At 47.3% G+C, this 21,048-nt stretch carries 14 protein-coding genes, 1 tRNA gene and 1 pseudogene; 4 read left to right on the forward strand and 12 right to left on the reverse strand.

What is annotated here, in order from left to right; translation table 11 throughout:
- Nucleotides 1-181 precede the first annotated feature (181 nt).
- From OGX94_RS11535 to OGX94_RS11555, 5 genes and pseudogenes are all read right to left on the reverse strand, one after another.
- Nucleotides 182-502, reverse strand: coding sequence for a PTS fructose transporter subunit IIB (locus OGX94_RS11535; RefSeq protein ID WP_003827230.1), 321 nt, complete (start codon nt 500-502; stop codon nt 182-184).
- 19 nt (nt 503-521) lie between these two features.
- Complete coding sequence (locus tag OGX94_RS11540; RefSeq protein ID WP_063941167.1) at nt 522-992, reverse strand: PTS sugar transporter subunit IIA; 471 nt, start codon at nt 990-992, stop codon at nt 522-524.
- Between the two features lie 26 nt (nt 993-1,018).
- Nucleotides 1,019-2,572 carry a BglG family transcription antiterminator gene (locus OGX94_RS11545; protein ID WP_257662173.1) on the reverse strand — a complete coding sequence of 518 codons (1,554 nt, stop codon included), beginning with the start codon at nt 2,570-2,572 and terminating at the stop codon, nt 1,019-1,021.
- A gap of 456 nt (nt 2,573-3,028) precedes the next feature.
- Nucleotides 3,029-5,348: pseudogene (gene yicI, locus OGX94_RS11550) on the reverse strand (alpha-xylosidase).
- Between the two features lie 10 nt (nt 5,349-5,358).
- Nucleotides 5,359-6,741 carry a glycoside-pentoside-hexuronide family transporter gene (locus tag OGX94_RS11555; RefSeq protein WP_257662172.1) on the reverse strand — a complete coding sequence of 461 codons (1,383 nt, stop codon included), beginning with the start codon at nt 6,739-6,741 and terminating at the stop codon, nt 5,359-5,361.
- A 290-nt stretch (nt 6,742-7,031) separates the two neighbouring features.
- On the opposite strand from OGX94_RS11555, the gene OGX94_RS11560 reads away from it, so the two are divergent.
- Both OGX94_RS11560 and OGX94_RS11565 read left to right on the forward strand, forming a co-directional pair.
- Nucleotides 7,032-7,126: transfer RNA gene (locus OGX94_RS11560), tRNA-Sec, on the forward strand.
- A 298-nt stretch (nt 7,127-7,424) separates the two neighbouring features.
- Nucleotides 7,425-8,639 (forward strand): tyrosine-type recombinase/integrase, encoded by a 1,215-nt coding sequence (locus OGX94_RS11565; RefSeq protein WP_286569304.1) that lies wholly within the window; start codon nt 7,425-7,427, stop codon nt 8,637-8,639.
- A gap of 48 nt (nt 8,640-8,687) precedes the next feature.
- Here the strand turns inward: OGX94_RS11565 and OGX94_RS11570 are convergent, their stop codons facing one another.
- Nucleotides 8,688-9,653: a 5'-nucleotidase gene (locus tag OGX94_RS11570; RefSeq protein ID WP_286569267.1), complete on the reverse strand. Its 966-nt coding sequence runs from the start codon at nt 9,651-9,653 to the stop codon at nt 8,688-8,690.
- A 220-nt stretch (nt 9,654-9,873) separates the two neighbouring features.
- Between OGX94_RS11570 and OGX94_RS11575 the strand changes: the two genes are divergently transcribed.
- Nucleotides 9,874-11,463, forward strand: a complete 1,590-nt coding sequence (locus OGX94_RS11575; protein WP_286569268.1) for an SIR2 family protein — start codon at nt 9,874-9,876, stop codon at nt 11,461-11,463.
- A 59-nt stretch (nt 11,464-11,522) separates the two neighbouring features.
- Here OGX94_RS11575 and OGX94_RS11580 read toward each other — a convergent pair whose 3' ends face one another.
- From OGX94_RS11580 to OGX94_RS11590, 3 genes are read right to left on the reverse strand one after another with little or no spacing between them, the layout of a single operon-like run.
- Nucleotides 11,523-12,680 carry a restriction endonuclease subunit S gene (locus OGX94_RS11580; RefSeq protein WP_286569270.1) on the reverse strand — a complete coding sequence of 386 codons (1,158 nt, stop codon included), beginning with the start codon at nt 12,678-12,680 and terminating at the stop codon, nt 11,523-11,525.
- Nucleotides 12,677-14,311, reverse strand: a complete 1,635-nt coding sequence (locus OGX94_RS11585; RefSeq protein ID WP_286569272.1) for a type I restriction-modification system subunit M — start codon at nt 14,309-14,311, stop codon at nt 12,677-12,679. The genes OGX94_RS11580 and OGX94_RS11585 overlap by 4 nt, the downstream gene beginning before the upstream one ends.
- 60 nt (nt 14,312-14,371) lie before the next feature.
- Entirely contained in the window at nt 14,372-17,785 is a 3,414-nt protein-coding gene (locus OGX94_RS11590) for a DEAD/DEAH box helicase family protein (protein ID WP_286569274.1), read from the reverse strand.
- A 225-nt stretch (nt 17,786-18,010) separates the two neighbouring features.
- Here OGX94_RS11590 and OGX94_RS11595 point away from each other — a divergent pair, with 225 nt between their 5' ends.
- Nucleotides 18,011-18,994: a toll/interleukin-1 receptor domain-containing protein gene (locus OGX94_RS11595; protein WP_286569276.1), complete on the forward strand. Its 984-nt coding sequence runs from the start codon at nt 18,011-18,013 to the stop codon at nt 18,992-18,994.
- A 49-nt stretch (nt 18,995-19,043) separates the two neighbouring features.
- Here OGX94_RS11595 and OGX94_RS11600 read toward each other — a convergent pair whose 3' ends face one another.
- The 3 genes from OGX94_RS11600 to OGX94_RS11610 form a co-directional block, all read right to left on the reverse strand.
- Complete coding sequence (locus OGX94_RS11600; protein WP_286569278.1) at nt 19,044-19,454, reverse strand: hypothetical protein; 411 nt, start codon at nt 19,452-19,454, stop codon at nt 19,044-19,046.
- 83 nt (nt 19,455-19,537) lie between these two features.
- Nucleotides 19,538-20,581, reverse strand: coding sequence for a YagK/YfjJ domain-containing protein (locus OGX94_RS11605; RefSeq protein WP_286569280.1), 1,044 nt, complete (start codon nt 20,579-20,581; stop codon nt 19,538-19,540).
- Between the two features lie 249 nt (nt 20,582-20,830).
- Nucleotides 20,831-21,037 carry a helix-turn-helix transcriptional regulator gene (locus tag OGX94_RS11610; protein ID WP_104445995.1) on the reverse strand — a complete coding sequence of 69 codons (207 nt, stop codon included), beginning with the start codon at nt 21,035-21,037 and terminating at the stop codon, nt 20,831-20,833.
- Between the last annotated feature and the right edge of the window lie 11 nt (nt 21,038-21,048).

A 21,048-nucleotide genomic window follows, 5' to 3' on the forward strand; every position in this document is an offset into this window, starting at 1 on the left:
AAAATCGGCCCAGATCCGCGAAATTTTAATCAGCGAGTCAGCTTGGGAAGAAATGACCTGCTTATTCGCACCTTCCTTAACGGGATCATCCACGATATTCCCGTTAATAAATGTTTTTTTATTTCCTGAGATAGCGGAATTTTATTTTCACTCATGTGAAATCCCTCCAGAATGAGGATCGCTACTGGTTATTATTAACTAATGATTTTTCGACCTTTTCAAGAAACTGAATGGGCGACTTTATGACGATTTCAGTTTTTACTCGCACAATGCGTTTGTTTGAAAATCGCTCTTCCCCTTTTATTTTTACATCGACAGCAAGAATCACGACATCAGCCGCAGAAATATCTTCTGTCAGCAGTTCGTTTTCTGTGCCAATGGTGCCCTGGGTTTCAACTTTTATATTATGACCAAGCGCTTTGGCACCTTTAATTAACTTCTCACGGGCAATATAGGTGTGCGCAATACCCGCCGTACAGGCGGCAACACAAACAATATTCATAACATGCTCCACATTTTATTTAGCAGACATTGGATTCAGCATATTGGCTAAAAAGCTCAATAATTTTTTGTGGACTACTTTCAACTAATAGTTGTTCAATAATGTCGTCATCTGCCAACGCGCCAGCAACCTGCGAAAGCAGACGAATATGGGTGGTGTTTTGATCTTCAAGACGTACGGCAAACAGAATAATGCACCGTACATTGCTGCCGTCCAGGGTTTCCCAGGGAATCTCCTGGCGGGTACGCCCAATCGCCAGCGTGGTATTGACCACCGCCGAGGATTTCCCGTGCGGGATCGCAATATGGTTTTCGAAGCCGGTCGAGCCTTCTGACTCACGTTGCCAGACATCCTGAATAAACGTTTCGCGACAGCTAATTGCTCCATCTTTTTGCAGAATATCCGTCAGTTCCTCAATAGCCTCCGTTTTGCTTGTAGCCTTCATGTCCAAAATAACGCGATTTGTATTGAGTATTTTCGTGATGTCCATCAATCATACCTCATGGAGTTCAGACATTAATTTTCAACGACCAGCGACGTCGCCCGATGTAATTTTTCCGTAATAACCGTTTCTGTTACCCGCTTAATATCCGCATCATTGAAGAAGGCAGTGACATACACGACCGGCATGGCAACCGCGGGTAAATTAATCGTCGATACCACCAGTTCAATATCGTCCGTCAGTACAGAGGGCAGGCTGCCTGCCGACACCACGCCGACGATAGTCCAGTCCGGAAAGGCGCGCAGAATACGGCTTTTGAGTAAGTGAGAAGTGCCGATACCCGTTGAACAGACCAGTAGTACGCGTTTACGCGCTATCTGACGCTCCATTGCGGCCTGAAAATGCACGGTTAAATATCCCACTTCATCTTCCGACACGGCCCGCTCGCCCCAACCGCTAAACACCCGATTTACCGCACACTGGGTCAGACGCCACACGTCCTGCAACTCGCCTTTGATATCCTCCAGCAGCGGATTACGAATGCGGATCTGGTAGTTCAGGCGGTTAATCAGCGGCTTAATGTGGATCAGCAATCCGTCATACAGCGCCGTGTCCTGGCTAAGATCGCTGTCGACCATCTCGGCGAAGGTGGCAATCAACCGATGGGTAATCAAACGCGCTTCGTCGCTGGAGTGCATATGGCCAATCACACTCACGTCATTATGCTCTTCAATCACCACACCCGAGGAGATAATGTATTGATATATAAACCAGACTTCGTCTTCAGGCAGCGGGTGGGCAATGCGTTTTTCGATATGCTGAATCATGCGACTGGCAATGGAAAATATGTTCTCATCACAGGTAGTGATGCTCTCTTCTTTTCTCGGAAGCGCATTGCCACGCGTGATGCGGTACATCATGATCAGAATATGGGTAAAGATATTGACGTAATAAGGCTCGCCGAGCGACCAGCACAGGTCGTTCTCCATTTCCTGTAATAACGTCTGGACAAATAAAACATCTTCTTCGCCAAAGTAATGCACTAAGGCTTTATAACTGCCCGGGTCAAGGCGTGAATAAACCACGTTACCAGGTTCATTATGGTTAATCACACCGTTAATCAGCGATGCCATCGCCTGGCGCACACCGCTCTCGCTACCTTCGATGTGCGTGCCGCTCTGACTGCGAATCAACGACAGGCCCAGTGGGGTAATCCAGGATTCAATTACTTTCAAATCGTTCACAATCGATGCGCTACTAATAAAATAACGTTCGGATAATTTACTGATCGACGTTTCATGCGGCGTTTCGCTTAATAATTGTGAAGCTATCTTTACTCGCCGTGAATTATTCATCATGCCGTCAGCATCATCACCCTCCGTTCCTAATAACTGGTCCATATATAAAATGTCGGTAATATTATCGGCACTTAATATCACCCCAGCACCAGCACGTTTATCGATGGCTATTTTCCATTCTGATAACCATGGTTCCAGTAAGCGCAGATCGCGCTGCACAGTTTTCTCTGAAACAGATAAATACTCGGCAATTTTCAGCAGCGTGACATATTCCTTCTTAGACAGAAGAAATTTTAATAATCTGTTTTGTCGCGAGGTAATCATTTGCATTATTTACCCTTATTACATACCAGATTAAATATCTATACCCGTCATACTTCAAGCTGCATGTGCGTTGGCTTTCCTCGCTCACCCCAGTCACGTACTTATGTACGTTCAGGGGATTCGCTGCGTCGCCGCCTTCCTGCAACTCGAATTATTTAGGTTATAAAGAAGCATTTATGCTCCACGTGTAATCCGTGATGATAAATATAAGAGGACTACGATGCGCCAACAATACTAAATCGTGTCCAGTAATCCGGACAGAAATAAGACAAAAAGAGGAAATAGTGAGATATTTACGGCGCAGATCACATTTTTCGTGGGAATCAGAGTGACACCGCTCGCAAATATGGGGAGTTAAAAATTTAATTCAGGATGTTTTAGATTTTCAGATCTGGAATGCTGCTCGCAGCGTGGGCCGGATAAAACGCATTGCGTCGCCATCCAGCCCACGTTGAGATTTACTTACAGGGTAATCGTCAGCACAATCGCATCCGGCGTGACAACCGTTCCCCACTCACTGCCCACAGACGAGCCGCCCTTCACGCCGCTAACCTGCGTAATATTACGCAGACACAGCGTCCAGTTACGCGCTTCGCCACTTCCTTGCACGGTGATGGTATTACCCGTGCGCGTCGCTTTCAGCGTGAAGATAACCGAACCGTCAGCCGCCGGGACTTCACAAATCGCCTCCCGACCCTCCTGCAGATGGAACAGCTGGAACGCCGTCCCTTCGTGCCAGGCGTAATCCGGCTTCTGGTTATTGCAGCCCAGCGCCAGCTGGTGTATTGTCGCGCACATAAACCGGCAGACTCAGGAAGTCATGCTGCTGCTTATGCCAGCGGCTGCCCGCCACCTCGTCGTTACGCCACAGATGCGTCCAGCGTCCTTCCGGCAGATAGAACTGCACATCACCCGCCTCGCTAAACACCGGCGCAACCATCACGCTATCGCCCAGCATGTACTGGCGGTCGAGATAATCACATGCCGGATCGTCCGGGAACTCCAGCATCATTGCGCGCATCATCGGCGTTCCGAGTTCATTGGCGCGCGCCGCTTCGCGATACAGGTACGGCATCATGCGGCATTTCTGCTCAGTGAAGTAGCGCACCACGTCGCAGGATTCATCATCGTACGCCCATGGCACACGGTAGGATTTACTACCGTGCAGGCGGCTGTGGCTGGAGAGCAGCCCAAACGCACACCAGCGCTTGTAGACGTGCGCAGGGGCGGTATTCTCAAAGCCGCCAATATCGTGACTCCAGAAGCCAAAGCCGGACAGGCCGATGGACAACCCGCCACGCAGGCTTTCGGCCATTGATTCATAGTTGGCATAGCAGTCACCGCCCCAGTGCACCGGGAACTGTTGCGCGCCGACCGAGGCCGAACGGGCGAACAGCACTGCCTCTTCTTCACCGACGGTCTCTTTCAGCACGTTCCATACCAGTTCGTTGTAGATGTACGCATAATGGTTGTGCATTTTCTGCGGATCGGAACCGTCAAACCACTGCACGTCAGTAGGAATGCGTTCACCAAAGTCAGTTTTGAAGCAGTCAACGCCGATATCCACCAGACCTTTCAGCTTGTTGGCATACCACTCGCAGGCTTCAGGATTGGTGAAGTCATAAATCGCCAGGCCCGGCTGCCATTTATCCCATTGCCACAGGGAGCCGTCCGGGCGCTTGAGCAGATAACCTTTCTCTTTCAGTTCATTGAACAGCGGGGATTTCTGGCCGATATAGGGGTTTATCCATACGCAGACCTTCAGCCCTTTCTCTTTCAGGCGGCGGATCATGCCTTCCGGGTCAGGGAAGGTCACCGGATCCCACTCAAAGTCGCACCACTGGAAGGCTTTCATCCAGAAGCAGTCGAAATGGAAGACGTGCAGCGGCAGATTGCGCTCGGCCATCCCGTCGATAAAACTGTTCACCGTCGCTTCATCGTAATTAGTGGTGAACGATGTAGTCAGCCACAAACCGAATGACCAGGCTGGCGGCAGCGCCGGACGACCAGTAAAGCGGGTATAACGATCCAGCACCGCTTTCGGCGTAGGGCCGTCGATGACGAAATATTCCAGATACTCGCTTTCAACGCTGAACTGCACTTTTGACACTTTCTCAGAGCCAATTTCAAACGACACGCACTGCGGATGGTTTACCAGCACGCCGTAACCACGGTTGGTGAGATAAAACGGGATGTTCTTGTAAGACTGCTCGGTACTGGTGCCGCCATCGCGGTTCCATGTTTCCACCGTCTGGCCGTTACGTACCAGCGCAGTAAAGCGCTCACCCAGACCGTACACCGTTTCGCCAACGCCCAGATCCAGGCGTTCAAACATATAGTTTTTCCCGCTGTTGGTGTCCTGCACGTAGCCGTTATTTTTCAGCTGGCTGCCGGTAATACGTTCGCCGTTACGCAAGAAATCCAGCGACCAGAACTCACCTTTAGTGACCCGCACGCTCAAATTTCCGCTTTTCAGTTCGGCAAATTCAGCGGTGTTTTGTATCTTTACATTGACGTCCTGCAGCACGTTCAGCGGATAGTGTGGACCGTTATCCAACGCGCCCTGGAAGTGTTCCATACGCACCCCAACCACGCCTTCCTGCGGCGAGAAAAAGCGCAGGGTGAAGAGTGGAGTATCCAGTTGCCAGGTACGTTCACGCACATCGCGCGGCGCAACGTAGACAATCATCTCGTTACCCTGCTGTTCGACCTCGAACACCTGAATCGGGTGAGTTAAATTCAGGCCAGGCTGCGTCAGCCAGTTTCCGTCGCTAATTTTCATCGTTGGTTCCTTAGTTCTGTAATTCTTTCGTCGAAAAATCCTGCTGATTGCGGTGCGCACCGTGAGCCAGCTGACTCATGATTTCCGTCAGATACGGCGTTTTCAGGGTATAGAAGCGTTTGGCAATCACGGCACTCAACAGGTAACAAATAGCTGGGACAATCGTGAACAATGCGATAATGATGCTAATGGTGGCGCTGTTCTGGGTTTTCGCTGCGGCATCGTAACCGCCGCCCGCCAGCATCCAGCCGATCATCGCCCCGCCGAGTGCCAGACCCAGCTTCAGCACGAACAGCGTGCCCGCGAAGCTGATCCCCGTCAGACGTTTTCCGTTACACCACTCGCCGTAATCAACGGTATCGGACATCATCACCCACTGGATTGGCGTCACGAGCTGATGCAGTACGCCAATCACGAAGATGAAGGCAAACATGGTGAGGTTGGCATGCATCGGCACGAAGAACATTGCCAGACTGACGACCGCTAGCAGGGCGTTCGTCCACCAGAAGACGCTGACTTTGCATTTCCAGTCGGTCAGCGGTTTTGCCAGCGCAGAGCCGATAAGATTGCCGACGCAATAGGTGGTGAGGAAGGCGACAAACACTTCCGGGGTACCCAGAATCCAGGTGACGTAATACATCATCGCCCCGCCGCGTACGCAGACGGCCAGGATGTTGAGGATGGTCAGCAGGCCGACGATGCGCCATTGGTCGTTTTGCCAGATGTCGCGCAGGTCCTCACGCATTGAGTTGCTGCTCGGCGGCGCTTCCACACGTTCTTTGGTAGTAAAGAAGCAAAACGCCAGCATCAGGAACGCCACAACCGAGAGCACGGCAATCCCGCCCTGGAAGCCCAGCGCTTTATCTTCACCGCCAATCAGATTCACCAGCGGCATCATCAGCACGGTGGAGAGCATGCCGCCCGCCGTCGCCAGCACAAAGCGCCATGACTGCAGGGAGATACGCTGCGTTGGGTCATTGGTTATCACACCGCCCAGCGCGCAGTAGGGAATATTCACCACGGTATAAAGCAGGGTCAGCAGCGTGTAGGTGATTGCGGCATAAATCATTTTGCCGTGCAGGCTGAGATCCGGCGTGCTGTAGGCGAGCACACAGACCAGACCAAATGGCAGAGCGCCAAACAGCACCCACGGGCGGAATTTCCCCCAGCACGAACGGGTGCGGTCGGCGAGCAGTCCCATGCAAGGGTCTGAGATAGCATCCAGCGCGCGAGCCAGTAAGAACATCGTGCCGACAAAACCGGCCGGGATACCAAAAATATCGGTATAGAAGAACATCATATATAACATAACGTTATCAAAGATGATGTGGCTGGCGGCATCACCCATGCCGTAGCCAATCTTCTCTTTAACGGACAAAATCTCACTTTTCATTACGCATCCTTGTTAGCACTTTCACACGCACTGATACCGGTTACAGTTCTTGTAAACCATCCCTGTGAGCACGGGTATTCCGATATCTCGTTATCAAATTACGATTCTTGTTTTCTGTGATCGGAGTAGCGTCAAAAAATATGTCTAATTGTAAGTGATTGATTTTGTAGAGATTTATTTGAAACGGGTCATGGTAAGGAGAAAGGGAAGTTAAAAAAGTGAGTGAGGGGGTGTGGAAACCCGAGGAAGTAGCTATAATGCGCCCCGCCTCCATGTAGCAATCGAGGCGCGGAAGATCGTCATCTCCGGTGAGGTGGCTGGACTTCAAATCCAGTTGGGGACGCCAGCGTTCCCGGGCAGGTTCGACTCCTGTGATCTTCCGCCAATTAGCCTCTTCTGAGCTCTCCCGACGTCAACAAAACCCCTTGTAATCCCTTATATATCAAGCCTTCTTTGTATCCTGAGGTCAACCAGCTTCAACCTGCATCAAGCAGTTTTTTGGGGTGTATTCGGGGGTGTCATTTTCCTCTTAGAATATCAGCACCCCCATAATGGTAAAAATGTGATATATAACAATGGGTTTTAACAACATCTTTGTTATACAAGGGGTGCGTTGGGGGTATAAGGTTAGTTACTGGCGGAAATCCCCAAGAGGATGGATTCATCAAAAGCTGGAGGATGTCATGGCGCTAACCGATGTTAAAGTGAAAACCGCGAAGCCAAAAGAAAAGCCCTATAAGCTGGCTGATGGCGGCGGTATGTATCTGCTAATTAACGCTAATGGTTCCAAATACTGGCGAATGAAGTACCGATTTGCTGGTAAAGAAAAGATGCTTTCTATTGGCGTTTATCCCGATGTTTCACTGGCCGACGCGCGCGAAAAACGCAGCGAAGCCAGAAAAATTCTCGCTGCGGGAGGCGATCCGGGCGAGGTAAAGAAAGAAGAGAAAGTGGCCCAGCAAATGATTTTGAAAAACACTTTCGAGGCCGTTGTTCGCGAGTGGCATCAAACCAAAGCCGATCGCTGGTCACTGCGCTACCGCGATGAAATCATCGACACCTTTGAAAAAGATATCTTTCCCTACATCGGCAAGCGCCCTATTGCTGAAATCAAACCAATGGAGTTGTTGGAAGCCCTGCGTAAAATGGAGAAACGCGGAGCACTGGAGAAAATGCGCAAGGTCCGCCAACGCTGTGGTGAGGTGTTCCGCTATGCAATTGTCACAGGTAGGGCCGACTACAACCCCGCTCCCGATCTTGCCAGCGCGTTAGCAACACCGAAAAGAGTGCATTTCCCCTTCCTTACAGCCAGTGAACTTCCTCACTTCCTTAACGATCTGGCGGGTTATACCGGCAGTATTATCACGAAGACAGCTACTCAGATCATTATGTTAACCGGTGTACGCACGCAAGAACTGCGTTTTGCTCGCTGGGAGGATATCGATTTTGAGACAAAACTATGGGAGATCCCGGCAGAAGTGATGAAGATGAAACGGCCTCATATTGTGCCGCTCTCTGAGCAGGTTATTGCGCTGTTTAAGCAACTTGAGCCGATATCAAAGCATCACCCTCTGGTGTTTATCGGCAGGAACGATCCTCGCAAGCCGATCAGCAAGGAAAGCATCAATCAGGTCATTGAGTTGTTAGGGTATAAAGGCAGACTGACGGGACATGGCTTCCGCCACACGATGAGCACCATTCTGCATGAGAAAGGCTTTAACTCAGCGTGGATTGAAACGCAGCTCGCGCATGTTGATAAGAACGCAATTCGCGGAACGTATAACCATGCTCAGTATCTTGATGGGCGTAGGGAAATGATGCAGTGGTATGCGGATTACATTGGTGAGCTGGGAAAAAGCGGGGGTGTGGTAGAGGGTGCATTTAGGAAGATGGCATAAATTAATAAATAGCCATCTAGCAGTAAAGATGGCTATTTATTTAAAGTTTCATGATGCTGCGTTTTCAAAAAGCTCTGAATTACTGGCATAAGGGACTTTACCGGAAGGAACAACCTTTGCGGCAGCAACCAAATGCACATCCTGGTCGTCGAAGAAAATGTGCGGTTTAAACGCCTTCAGAACTTTTGTTTTCTCTACACCGCCAAGAAAAAAAGCTTCATCGACATACACCCCCCAGCTTCTCAGCGTTTTAATGACGCGCATTTCGGAAGGGCTATTTCGGGCTGTCACCAGCGCAATACGAACAGGAGAATACTCAACGCGGGTCGGCAATCGTTCCTGAAGCTTGGCTATTTTTTTTAGCAAAGTGGCATACGGCCCTTCAGCCATCGGGATATCTTGCTGCGCATCCTCCAGGGCGTGAAAAGCAGCCATCCCTTGAGTTTTATAAACTAACTCACTTTCATCAGAGAAAAGCACTGCATCACCATCAAACGCGATACGTACCTGCCCTTCCGGGATATCTGAGGCATCAGATGGTGGATCTTTTAATATCGCTGCCGCGCAAAACCGGGAATCAATGACCTTTTGCGCGTCCTCGACGTTGGTCGTTAAAAACAGATCCACATCAAAAGCATCCAGGTAATCAGCAACGGTTTCGCCTGCCGTAAAGGCTGAGCGTGTAATATCGAGTCTGTCATGGCGAATGGTATTCAGAACGCGGATACCCGTATCAGGGCTGTTACGCGACATCACAACAACCTCAACCAGCGGTGATTTATCATCCGGCTGGCGATGTTGGTTGAGTCCCAAAAGCGCTTTGACTAGGGGATAACCTGTTCCAGGCTGCAAAGGTTGGTTTTCGTGTTCAAGCATGTAGGCTCGATACTTTTCAATGGCGCTATCAGGATCAGTCGCATACGTTTCGCGAAACATGCAATCGGATTCACTCATGTCAAAAAGCGCAGTCGCGCTGATGCCAATAACTAAAGTGTTACTTAAATCTAAAGGCATTGTTTATCCTGGAGTAAGGGGGCAAGATTACTGAACAACCATATCATAACGCAGGCACTGTGTAGTGGATACTGGCCACAGAGCTATAGCTAATGGGCCAAATTGCCAGAACAGATAAATGAATTTTAAAAGTACAAAAATTTTTAATCATACACTGGAGATGTCAACCGCAATGTCTTACCGTTGTCTCAGTTGAGGATTTTTGATAGGGAATACCAATATGAATTTCAAGAAAAAACTCGAAGAGCATTTTAAGCAGTTTGAGGCATCCCCAGTGTTATTTGTTGGCTCTGGAGTGTCTCGGCGTTACCTTGGCGTGCCCTGCTGGCAAAAGCTTCTGAAACATTTTGCTGAAGCGATAGGTGAAAATCATTTAAAACTTAAAACAAAAGCTAATGGTGACTTGCCCGAATATGCCCAATTATTGGTGTCACCATACGCTGATAAATGGTGGGACACTGAAGAAGGAAAATTAGCATTAAGTGGAAAAGAACAAGAACAATTTTTCATTAATGAACAATCTCCTTTGAAACTCTCAATATCTAAGTATATTGAAAGTGCGCATAAAAACATTACAAATAATGACGAATTAAAAAATGAAATTTCTCTTTTTTCGAAAGCAAATATTGACGGGATTATCACCACAAACTGGGATATTTTCCTAGAAAGCCTTTTCCCCAAATTTACAACCTTTATAGGCCAAGATGGATTGATTACTGGCAGGAGCCACGGCATTGCCGAAATATATAAAATACATGGTTGCTGCACTGAGCCTAACTCATTAATTTTAACATCAAGTGACTATGATAAATATAGAAAGAAAAACCCCTACCTATCATCTAAATTACTAACTATGTTTATAGAGAGGCCTGTTATTTTCTTAGGTTACTCTTTAACAGATGAACATATAGCTGAAATATTGGAAGATATAGTTAGCTGTTTCCCTGATGCCAGTTTGGATTTTTTACAGAATAAATTATTGTTCGTTGAATGGAAACCTGAACTTGAAGAGGCTGACATTAGTGACTCTGTTATTCATAAAAAAATACCAGTAAAATATGTTCAGGCACCATCTTATAAAGAAATATTTGAAGTGCTGAGTGAAACTAAAAAAAGGATTCCAGCGCATTTATTCCGAATGATAAAAGATGAACTTTATGAATTGGTTTTAACTGATGATCCGAAAGGAAAATTATATGTGAGGGATTCAGAGAAAATTGAAGAAGGGGTCAGTACAACGGAATTTGTTGTGGGGTATGGTGCTATTTCGATGGTAAAAAAATCGGAATCGATGGCAGCAAAAGGATTGGTTGGCCTAGAACGTGTAGATCTCATCCGTGAAGTTGTATTTGAAAATGGGCATTATGATTGGGAATGTGTTGTTAATGATGTCTTGCCAAATATATGCAAAGGCAATGCGCGCATTCCTATTTTTCACTTCTTAAACCACGCTAATTTAATTAATCCAGATGGGAGTGTAATTAATGAAACTGGACTATCAGGTGGCGTTTTATCACGATTAAATATCACTCCAGTAAGTTTTCAGTCTCAAGGCTGGGATAAACGACGCTCTGAAAGCGTTCCTGAAGTCAGAGTGGGTGTCAATGAGTTATATCTTACTTATGATTTTGGATTTTTTTTAAGAATGATGCCATATATGGAACCAGGTTTAATCAAGCGTGATATGGATGAGCTACTAAAGATACTGAAAAAACATATTGATGAAGCAATGAGTATTCAAGTGTTATCAAGTAATTTCTGTAAATTAGTATGTCTCTATGATTTTATAAAAAACAGCAATAGATTTTAATTTCAATCCTCTCGTAAAAATTTTTACGAGAGGGATCAATTTTAATTAAATTTTTAAAACTAAGACACTAGCTGTGAACTTAATGCTTCAAATAACAAATTATCTGCATTAGACTTGTTAGATATGTTGATTATTTTATTTCGTATTTCCGCAAATAATTTTTGTTCTTTCATTGACGGAAGCATCACATTCAACTGTTTTAACTCACTAACATTAATATGTTTTGAAGTCGAACCACTCATTACTCTTGATATTCTTACAGGATCTAGTTCATAAAGTAAAAAGGATAAGAGGAATTCAGGGATTACCTGATTTTTGTCTAATTTAAGCTGGACTAATCGTTGCCCCATACATAATTTTAAATTTTTAGGAACAATAGCTGCAACACCAACAGTTCCTTCACGACTAAGTATAATATCTCCTTCATCTACAACACTCCTTTTCGTTCGTTCTAAATAAGTTTCATTACTCACAAATCGCTTATCAGACCATACCCAGCCCCCTTTCGATAGATTTGATGTACGAATACAAATAGTGCCGTTATCAACCCATTCAGGAGTAGAGTGCGGACAATCAATAACATTGTTACATATATCATTTAACTTTCTCAATGGCCATTTTTTCTTATTAACCACCGGATCGCCAAACATATCCAAAAATGTAGCGCGCAAAAAATCGTCAGCCAGTTTGATAGCTTGTTGGCGCTTACGATGAATGCTATATCCTTTATTTAAAGCCGAAACAATTTTTTCTTGCTCAAATATTGATGGTAGATAGAATTGATATTCTTTTAGGTAATCTGCAGAGACTCTTTTTTGCCCAGCGCTACCGGTCATTTCTTTTGCCGCAGCAATACGGAATTTCTCATTCCAGATGAGATAGAAAATATATTCAGGCAGAATTAACTCTGGAATTGCTCGTAAGACATGGAATTCTGTAGAACCAAAACCAATTTGAGTATTTAGACTATTTGTTAGTGTTGCTTTCCCATTTTCGAAGCAAGGTGTAATTTTTGCCAGTAATACATCACCACGCTCAAAATAAGTAAAACCTTTTTTTGTCTCATGGAGAATGCGAATTTCTTGTGATGAAATTTCGCCTTTCTCACTCACTGCAGCCATGGCAAGAAAAGTAACTTCCTGCTCAAGATCAATATTTTTGGGTAGGCGTGGATTAATAGTACATACATCCCCTAACTTCACTATCGGCCAGTTCACAGCATCCCCTCCAGCTCATCCAAATCTGCCAGAATCTCTTTCTCCAAGTCCTTCAGTCGCTTCAGTATCACCTTCGGATCTTCATATTCCTCCGCCTGATAAACAACTTCTTTATAACGGTTGATAGAGAGATCGTATTTCTGCGCAGCAAGCTCCTCCTTCGGCACCACAAACGCCACCTGCGTGCGATCTTTGAAATCAGCACCAGCATCAATCCCTTCCGGGTATTGCTGCTTCAGCAACGAGGAAAATTTCTCGCCCATAAAGTTGTCAACTGGTAGCCCACGCAAAGTCCGGTAATGCTTCCAGCTTGCCAGCAAATGCGGCAAATCGTTGTCTTTTACTGGGTTACGCTTGTCGTCCAGACTGTAGCCATCATTTTGTAGGTCGTAGAACCAAACCTCATCCGTCTGACCGCCTTTGGTGAAGATCAGGATCGCCGTCGCCACACCGGCATAGGGTTTAAATACGCCGGAAGGCAGGTTGATCACTGCTTCCAGTTGGTTATCTTCCACCAGCGTTTTCCGCAGGGACTGGTGCGCCTTACTGGAGCCAAACAACACCCCCTGCGGCACGATAGTGGCGCTGCGACCGCCCACTTTCAGCATTTGCAGGATTCGCGCCAAGAACAGCAGTTCGGTTTTTTTGGTTTTCACCATTGCCGACAACGTGGAGTCGATATCTTCCTCGTCCAGTGAACCGGTAAACGGCGGGTTTGCCAGAATCAGGTTGAAGGCGTTTTTGCTGGCCTGCGGGAAGTTAGTGCTGAAACTCTGGCTCATGGTGTCCTGATAATGAATATCCGGCTCTTCTACGCCGTGCATAATCAGGTTCATAGCAGCAATACGCAGCATGGTGGTGTCAAAGTCGTAACCGTGGAACATGTTGTTATCCACATGGTTACGCCACGGCGTCAGCAGATCGCCGGTAAAGATTTTTTGCTCTTCCAGCTCGCCACGTTCGTTGGTGCCAATCTCGGTATGAATGGATTCCAGCGAGCTGTATTTTTCCAGTAGATATTCATAGCTGGTTGCGAGAAAACCACCGGTGCCACAGGCGGGATCGCAAATCGTCTCGCCGCGTGCGGGGTTCGGTTCCATCATCTCAACCATCGTGCGGATAATGTGGCGTGGCGTGCGGAACTGACCGTTGATCCCAGCAGTGGTAAGCTTGCTTAACAGATATTCGTAGAGATCGCCTTTGGTGTCACCGCGATCCAGAGGAAGATTTTTGATCACCTCCACGGCTTTAGTCAGCAATGACGGCTTAACGATCTCCAGACGGGCATCTTTCATAAAGTTGCCCAGCAGCGTCACCTTCGACGCATCGGCCTGGCCGAGCTGACGGAAATGCTGGAATACGCCGTCGCGCACTACTTCCATCATTTCATCCGAACCGAGGTTGCTGTAGTGGCTGAAGCGGAACTCCTGCTGTTCTGGCGCAAAGCGTGGTTTAAAATCAACGCCCGCGATTTGCTTACGCTTCTCGTCGCGTTGTTCCTGGGTATCCAGCATCCGGGAGTAAATCAGGTAGGTGATCTGTTCGATTACAGTCAGCGGGTTAGTGATGCCGCCCACCCAGAAATCTTCCCACAGGCCGTCAATTTTACTCTTTAAGTCACCGGTGATCATTGTTACGTATACCCTGTTATAAATACAAAAGCCCCGCTGCCGGGGCTTGTCATGTGCGTATTATACCGTCGCTGCGTCGGTCACAACACCCAGCTCTTCGACTATCTTTTGCAACCGGACGATCTGCTCTATATCCGGGAACACACCGGTAACGCCTTCATTGTGGATATGCGTAAACGGCTGTTCAAAGAGCTGCCGCATTTCAATGGTGCCGTAATCGCGGATGTGGTTTTTTAGCAATAACAGGAAGCGCAGTTGCTGGCTGGTCAAGCTGTTGTCAGCGGCGAATTGGGCAAAGCGTACTTCAACCGCGTCGCTGTCCATCCCGATGATTGTACGTAACAGTTTATCCAGGCTGGCGGTTGCCTGCGGGTAGAACTCTTTCAGTGCCCGGATATCAACGTTAGGATTCTGGATCAGCACCAGCTTCGCCAGTTCATCCAGCTCGTTTTGCGTGACTGGCTCGCCGTTGCGGATTTTCTTCAGCACCGGATTTTGCTGGAACAGCGGCTCCAGCGCTCCCTGAACCTGCTGGCGATAGAGTTTGAAATCAATCGAGCGGATGTTGGTTTTGCGGGTTTCCGTCTGAATCAGGTTCGCGTCTTCGGTAATATCCACCTGTATCGAACCAAATTTCGGCGTCGCATCTTTTTCCATCAGGTGCATGATGCCGCGCAGATGAATGCGGATATCTTCCAGTTCTTCCAGACTTGCCTGCTTCCACCAGCCTAAATCACGAAGCTGATTAATCCGCTGTCCCTGCTGTTGCACCTGCGCCAGATGCGGCGGCAGACGCTCCACTTTCTCGATGATGACCGGCCAGAGCACATCCAGCTCTTCCGGGTTGGTATAACGTGCAGTTTGCGCCGCCAGAATATCCATATCGAAACGCATAGCGTCGCTTTGCCCGCGCACGTCCAGCCACTGCATCAGCGGGGCCAGGACAGATAGTAAATCCTGCTGCGTTTTCGGGGAAAGCTGGCGCAGGACTTTTTCATCGCTGTACTGCGCTTTTTTCTGCCACTTTTCCTGTACAGCAATCGACTTTTCATCCAGCGCGTTGATCTGCTCGCGGAGCTGGTGAGCGACTAAATCCACCGCCTGTTTGTCGAACTTACGCTGCGCAGCGGCCCCCAGCATCACCCACGCTTCGAAGCGTTTTTGCGCCAGTGATTTTGTCGCTGTGACTTCGGCCTCTTCGGTATGCAGCTCGTGATACTCAAAATTGTCCCAGTGATCGAAGATGCGGAATTTCTGTTTATCCAGCGGTTTGCCGTTTTCATCGTTGCCGTACAGCCCTGAGCAAAGACGCGTACCACGGCCAATCATCTGCCAGAACTTCACTTTCGATTTGACCGGCTTGGCAAAGACCAGATTCACGATTTCCGGGACATCAATACCGGTATCGAGCATGTCAACGGAGATAGCGATGGTCAGCTCTTTGTTGGTGCTTTCATCCAGCCCTTTAAAATCGTCAATCAGTTGCTCGGCGCGGGGATCGTAGTTGTCGATGACCTGGCAGAAGCGTCCGGCAAACTGCGGGTACATGTCGTCGAACAATTCATTCAACAGCAGCGCGTGTTTGTGGTTTCGGGCGAAAATGATGGTCTTACCGGGAAGCTGCCCATCTGCATCTTTCAGGCCATTTTCCATCAGATTACGCAGAATATGGCGGTTGGTATCTTTGTTGTAAATCGCGTCATCCAGCGATTTACCTTCAAATTCCAGGGTATTGGGATCGATACCCTGTTCTTCCAGCTCACGGATTTGCGCGTCGCTTAATTTCTCCCGTTTGATGCCTTCGCGCAGGAATTCCGTGGTGTGTGTGACGACTTCATAAGGCACCAGATTGTTATCAGCGATGGCATCTTCCAGGCTGTAGTTGGCGGTAGGTATACGTCCTTCACAACCAAACAGGCCGAAAGTGGTTTTACTCACCATGTCGATCGGCGTGGCCGTCAGGCCAATCTGGAGAGCATCAAAATACTTAAACAGATCGCCGTAGACGTTGTAGATCGAGCGGTGGGATTCATCGGCGATTATCAGATCGAAATAACCGACGTCGAAATGGTCCATAATTTTCATCATGCCAGGATAGGTAGCGATGTAGATCCTGGCTTTCTGTCTGTCTGCTTTCTTCGATTTCCCGACCACATACAGCGGCTCATTGGTGAACTGATTGAAGGCATTCGCCGCCTGTTTACGTAGCTCTTTGCGGTCACAAAGAAACAGGACGCGTTTTACCCAACGGGCATCAATCATCAGTTTGCTTAGCGCAATTGCCACGCGGGTTTTACCTGTACCAGTGGCCTGAACAATTAACGATTGTCGGTACTTGTTAGTAAACCGTTCGCTGACGCGGGCAATGGTTTCAAGCTGATACAAACGTCCGGCAACTGCCTTACCTTCGTTGTCTTTTACGTGCGGCACACTGTTCAGTGGCAGACGGGTTTCTCGCTGCTGAATAAGATATTGCAGGCTTTCCTTGCTGTAGAAGCCAAATACCCGACGCGGAGGATAACCATGAGTTTTATGGTCGTCCCACAGCCAGATATCGTAGCCGTTGGTGTAGAAGATGACCGGACGCTGACCATATTCCTTCTCCAGCCAGTCGGCATACAGCCGGGCCTGAATTCGCCCCTGCTCGGCATTGACGCTGGTTTTTTTGGCTTCCACCACCGCCAGCGGCTTATGCGCTTCGTCCCACAACACATAATCCGCATAACCGTCACCGGTTGCGGTAGGCTGTCCTTTAACAGGGTGTTCCTGTGTAACCTGATCGGTGTTTTTTAGCTCTTCCCCTACATTCCAGTCAGCAGCAAGTAAGCGTGAGTCAATCAGGCGGCGACGGGTTTCCGCTTCATCAATAGAGAGGATATCGGCAACATGCTGGTTACGCGCTCTGGCTTCATCCAGGCGCTGGGTGAGCAGTTCGGCCTTTTCCTGCTCCTGCTGTAGTGCGCGTTGAAGCGCCAGTTCACGATCGCGGCTTTCGATTTGTGCCTGTATTGCTTCTTCCAGGTGTTTTTTATCGGAACTCGCAGAAGATGGCGTCAGAGGAGGAAGGGTAAATTTAGGGCAATCGTCAACGTTGCCATTGGCATAGCGAACGTATAGCCAGATGCCTAACAGGTACGCTTCCTTGAGCAGCCAGTAGGTATCCTTGGCTTTGATTCGCCCGCCGTGCGCGGCACGGTTGCCGTGGATACGCAATGCATCCATTTTCATGGTGATGGCTTCCGGCATCATGCTGGTAAACACATCGGCATTCATTAAATCGTACAGATTTGCCTTGATGCCTTCCGGCAACCGCTCCTGACGATATAACCAGCGCACCATCAATTCAGTGTAGTTACGTAGCTTCACCAGACAGCTTTCCGGGTCAGAATGGACATAGCGTTCTGCCATATACGCGAGTTCCGCCAGTTCCGGCCACTGGCTGCGCAACATTTCAAAATTGAGAGACTGCTCCATCAATCATCGCCTTATGTCGTGGATACAACAGGAATTCTGGAAAGGATATCACACTAATTTGGCTGACGAAGTGAGCCGGATGGCATAGGTGGCTATGAATAAGCTGACATAACAACTTTAAGTAGATCAAGCATCTATTCATTACAACCGATAAGCGTGATTTTTCTATACTCCGGGTTCAGAATAGCCTTTCAGCCGGTATCGGTTCAGGAGTATTTCACCAATATGACCACTCTCGTTTTTTCCTATTCTCATGCAGACGAAGCGCTACGCAATGAGCTTGAGAAGCATCTGTCGCCTCTGAAGCGCATGGGCAAGATCACCACATGGCACGATCGCTGTATCATTCCAGGGCAAGAGTTTGAGAACCAAATAGACCTCTACTTTTCGCAGGCAGATATCATCCTGTTGCTGATTAGCAGTGATTTTATCGCTTCTGATTATTGCTATCAGGTAGAAATGACCAACGCTCTGGAGCGACATAACCGGGGCGAGGCTGTGGTCATTCCGGTGATCTTGAGAGAATGCGCGTGGAAGATGTTACCGTTTGGCCGTATTCTGGCTGCAACGGTAGACGGTAAGCCAATTGATAAATTTGCCAGCCATGATGAAGGCTACGTTCAAGTTGTCGATGCCGTTTCCCGCGCTATTGCCAATTTGGAAGCGAGGAACCCACAGCAGAGTGCTTATGTTTCTTCTCCTGCGTCAGTAAACCCAATACTTCAGGCAACGGATACCGTTTTTACACCACGTTCCAGTAATCTTTCACTGCCAAAACGTTTTACCGATCTTGATAAGGATCGTGCCTGCCGTGCTGGTTTTGGATATGTCGCCCGTTATTTTGAAGGATCGCTGGCTGAACTCAAAAAACGCCATGCTGGATTAGATATCGATTTTCATAAGCGTGACGCAGACGCCTTCACTTGTGCGATCTACATGAGTGGGAGCAAAGCCGGTCAATGTGCAATCTGGCGTAATAGCGGACGAAATATGGGGATGGGTGATATCGGTTATAGCCAGGATGGCGTAATTGGCAATGCTTACAATGAAATTTTAACCATTGACAATAACGGCCAGAACCTTGGTTTTCGCCCATCAATGGGAGTCTTTAGTGCTGGATACTCAAGGGATACTTTGCTCACTAACGAAGGTATGGCTGAGCATCTATGGGATATGTTTTTTGAGCCAATAAAACAACGCGCTCGTTAGCATAGCCAGGGCGTTATTCCGCAGTTCTTAACGCCCCCCTTGTCCATTTTTATAAATGATTATCTTCAAGCGTATAAATCCATTCACCACATTGCGGACATACTTTTTCACCATTCCAACAGAGATAGCACCAGCAACACTGCCAGTTTTGTATCGTTGTATTGCGGGGAGGTTGGCGGGGTTTTACTGGCGGTAAGGGGCCGTACTCTGCTTTCTGCCCATCGCTGAACTTGCTTGCAGTTTTGTTGTAGGGGCATATTGTAAGTCGCATTGTCGCCTCCAGTCGCAGTGGCGTATGAACAAAACTTTTTATACCGGTAAGTTCGTCAATAACAACGCTGATTTTCAGCCTACAGAATTCGCAGAACAGAATATCGTAATCTTCTTGTGCCGCTGTTTCCGGTTCGACCCATTCGCCATGATACGTAACGGCAAAAGGCGCATAGACAGGTTTATACATAATTAACTCCGGGATGAATGAAAAATGCCTGCGAGAAACACAGGCATCATGCGGTAGTGAAGGATCTTTTGATTTGAAGGGGTTTACGATGGCTGAGTGCGTTTCCTGCCACGTTTGCTCTTCGGAAAGCAGGTTTTAATTTCGCTCCGACCAAAGGTTCTCACGTTGCCAGGTAACGCCAGGCGTGCAAAGGTATCTATTTTGGTTAGATAGTTCACAGCACGTTGTAGCCCTTCCTGCTTCAGGATGTCGTCATACTTAACCATCCCGACGCCAGATTTCTCATAACGTTCAGGTCTGACATTACAGTTGAAGTACGTGCCTTTCCTTTCTGTAATAGCCGAAACCCAGTATTTGCCAAACTGCTCGCAGATATTGATCCCACAGCGGGATTTATTGCCGTCAAGGAAGAATAAGGTGTGGTAATGGAAGCCTCTGTCTGGCCCGTATTCCAGTTTCCATACCGTGCCCAAAACGTGTCTGAATATCCGGTTTCGTTTCATGTTACGCAGCAATTGCTGACGCTGTTGTTTCGCTATTTCAGGGGTAATGCTGCCTGAATGTGCTTTTCCCCAAGCCAGGTCCAGACGTATTACCAACAGTCTTGCATGCCGGGTAAAAAGATGTTGAATATAATTCATCACCCCTTTCAGATTCTTCATTGAATTTCTTTGGTATTTTCTGAGCTCTTGTTTAAAAGCAGATTTATTCACCTCGTCACGATACTCACTTACCAGCTTATTCAGCATCACGGCAGTATTAGTTGAATCACCCCTGGTGATGGCACCGTTATGAACTCTGCAATAAAAGTCGTACCGGCTTAGCGTTTGCTGGAAACGGGTGATTAGTGGATGAAGTTTTCGAAATTGCAGGAACATATCAGGTATCTGGTCAAGCAGATGCATAACTTCCAAAACATCAATAGTTCGACTGGTTTGCTTGTATCCTGAGTTATTAAGCAACATGCTAAAGGGGAAGTTTTTTTTACGTATTATTTTTTTCAGTAACACATAAGTGTGGTGGAGTTTTTCAATATTAATGCAGTTGTCTGTTACAGACATTATTATTGAATTCTTTTCGTTATGAATCTCAGCACAGTTCTGGAAGATACCCTCTATTTCGCTCATCTTTTTCACATTCGTAATATAACCACAATACATCGAAGTGATTGTGGCTTTAAGGATTAAAATGTACTTATACACACAGGAACATTCCTATTGCTTTACTGGTGGTATGTCTGATGGGTGAATAATGATAACACCAATAAAATAAGAACCTTAATTAAAATAAGGCATTTATCCAGGAAGCGTAAGCCTTGATAGACTAAAAGGTATGTATAAAGTTAGTGATTATTGTTTTAGGATAAAAGAGTAAGTTTACTCAATGCGGGATTCGTTAATTTTCTCTTTAAACCACATGACTACTTCACTTTCCAACCAGCGAGAACTGCGCCCCATTTTAATTGGTTTCGGGAACTTTCCTTCCTGAATTAATTTATAAAACCATTTATCAGTCATACCAGTAAAACGAACAATAAATGCCATATCAACCATCTGGTCGCTGTGAATATCAATGGTGTTCATGAGAGGACTCC

It is taken from the genome of Citrobacter sp. Cpo037 (assembly GCF_030332945.1).
Lineage (GTDB): Bacteria > Pseudomonadota > Gammaproteobacteria > Enterobacterales > Enterobacteriaceae > Citrobacter > Citrobacter portucalensis.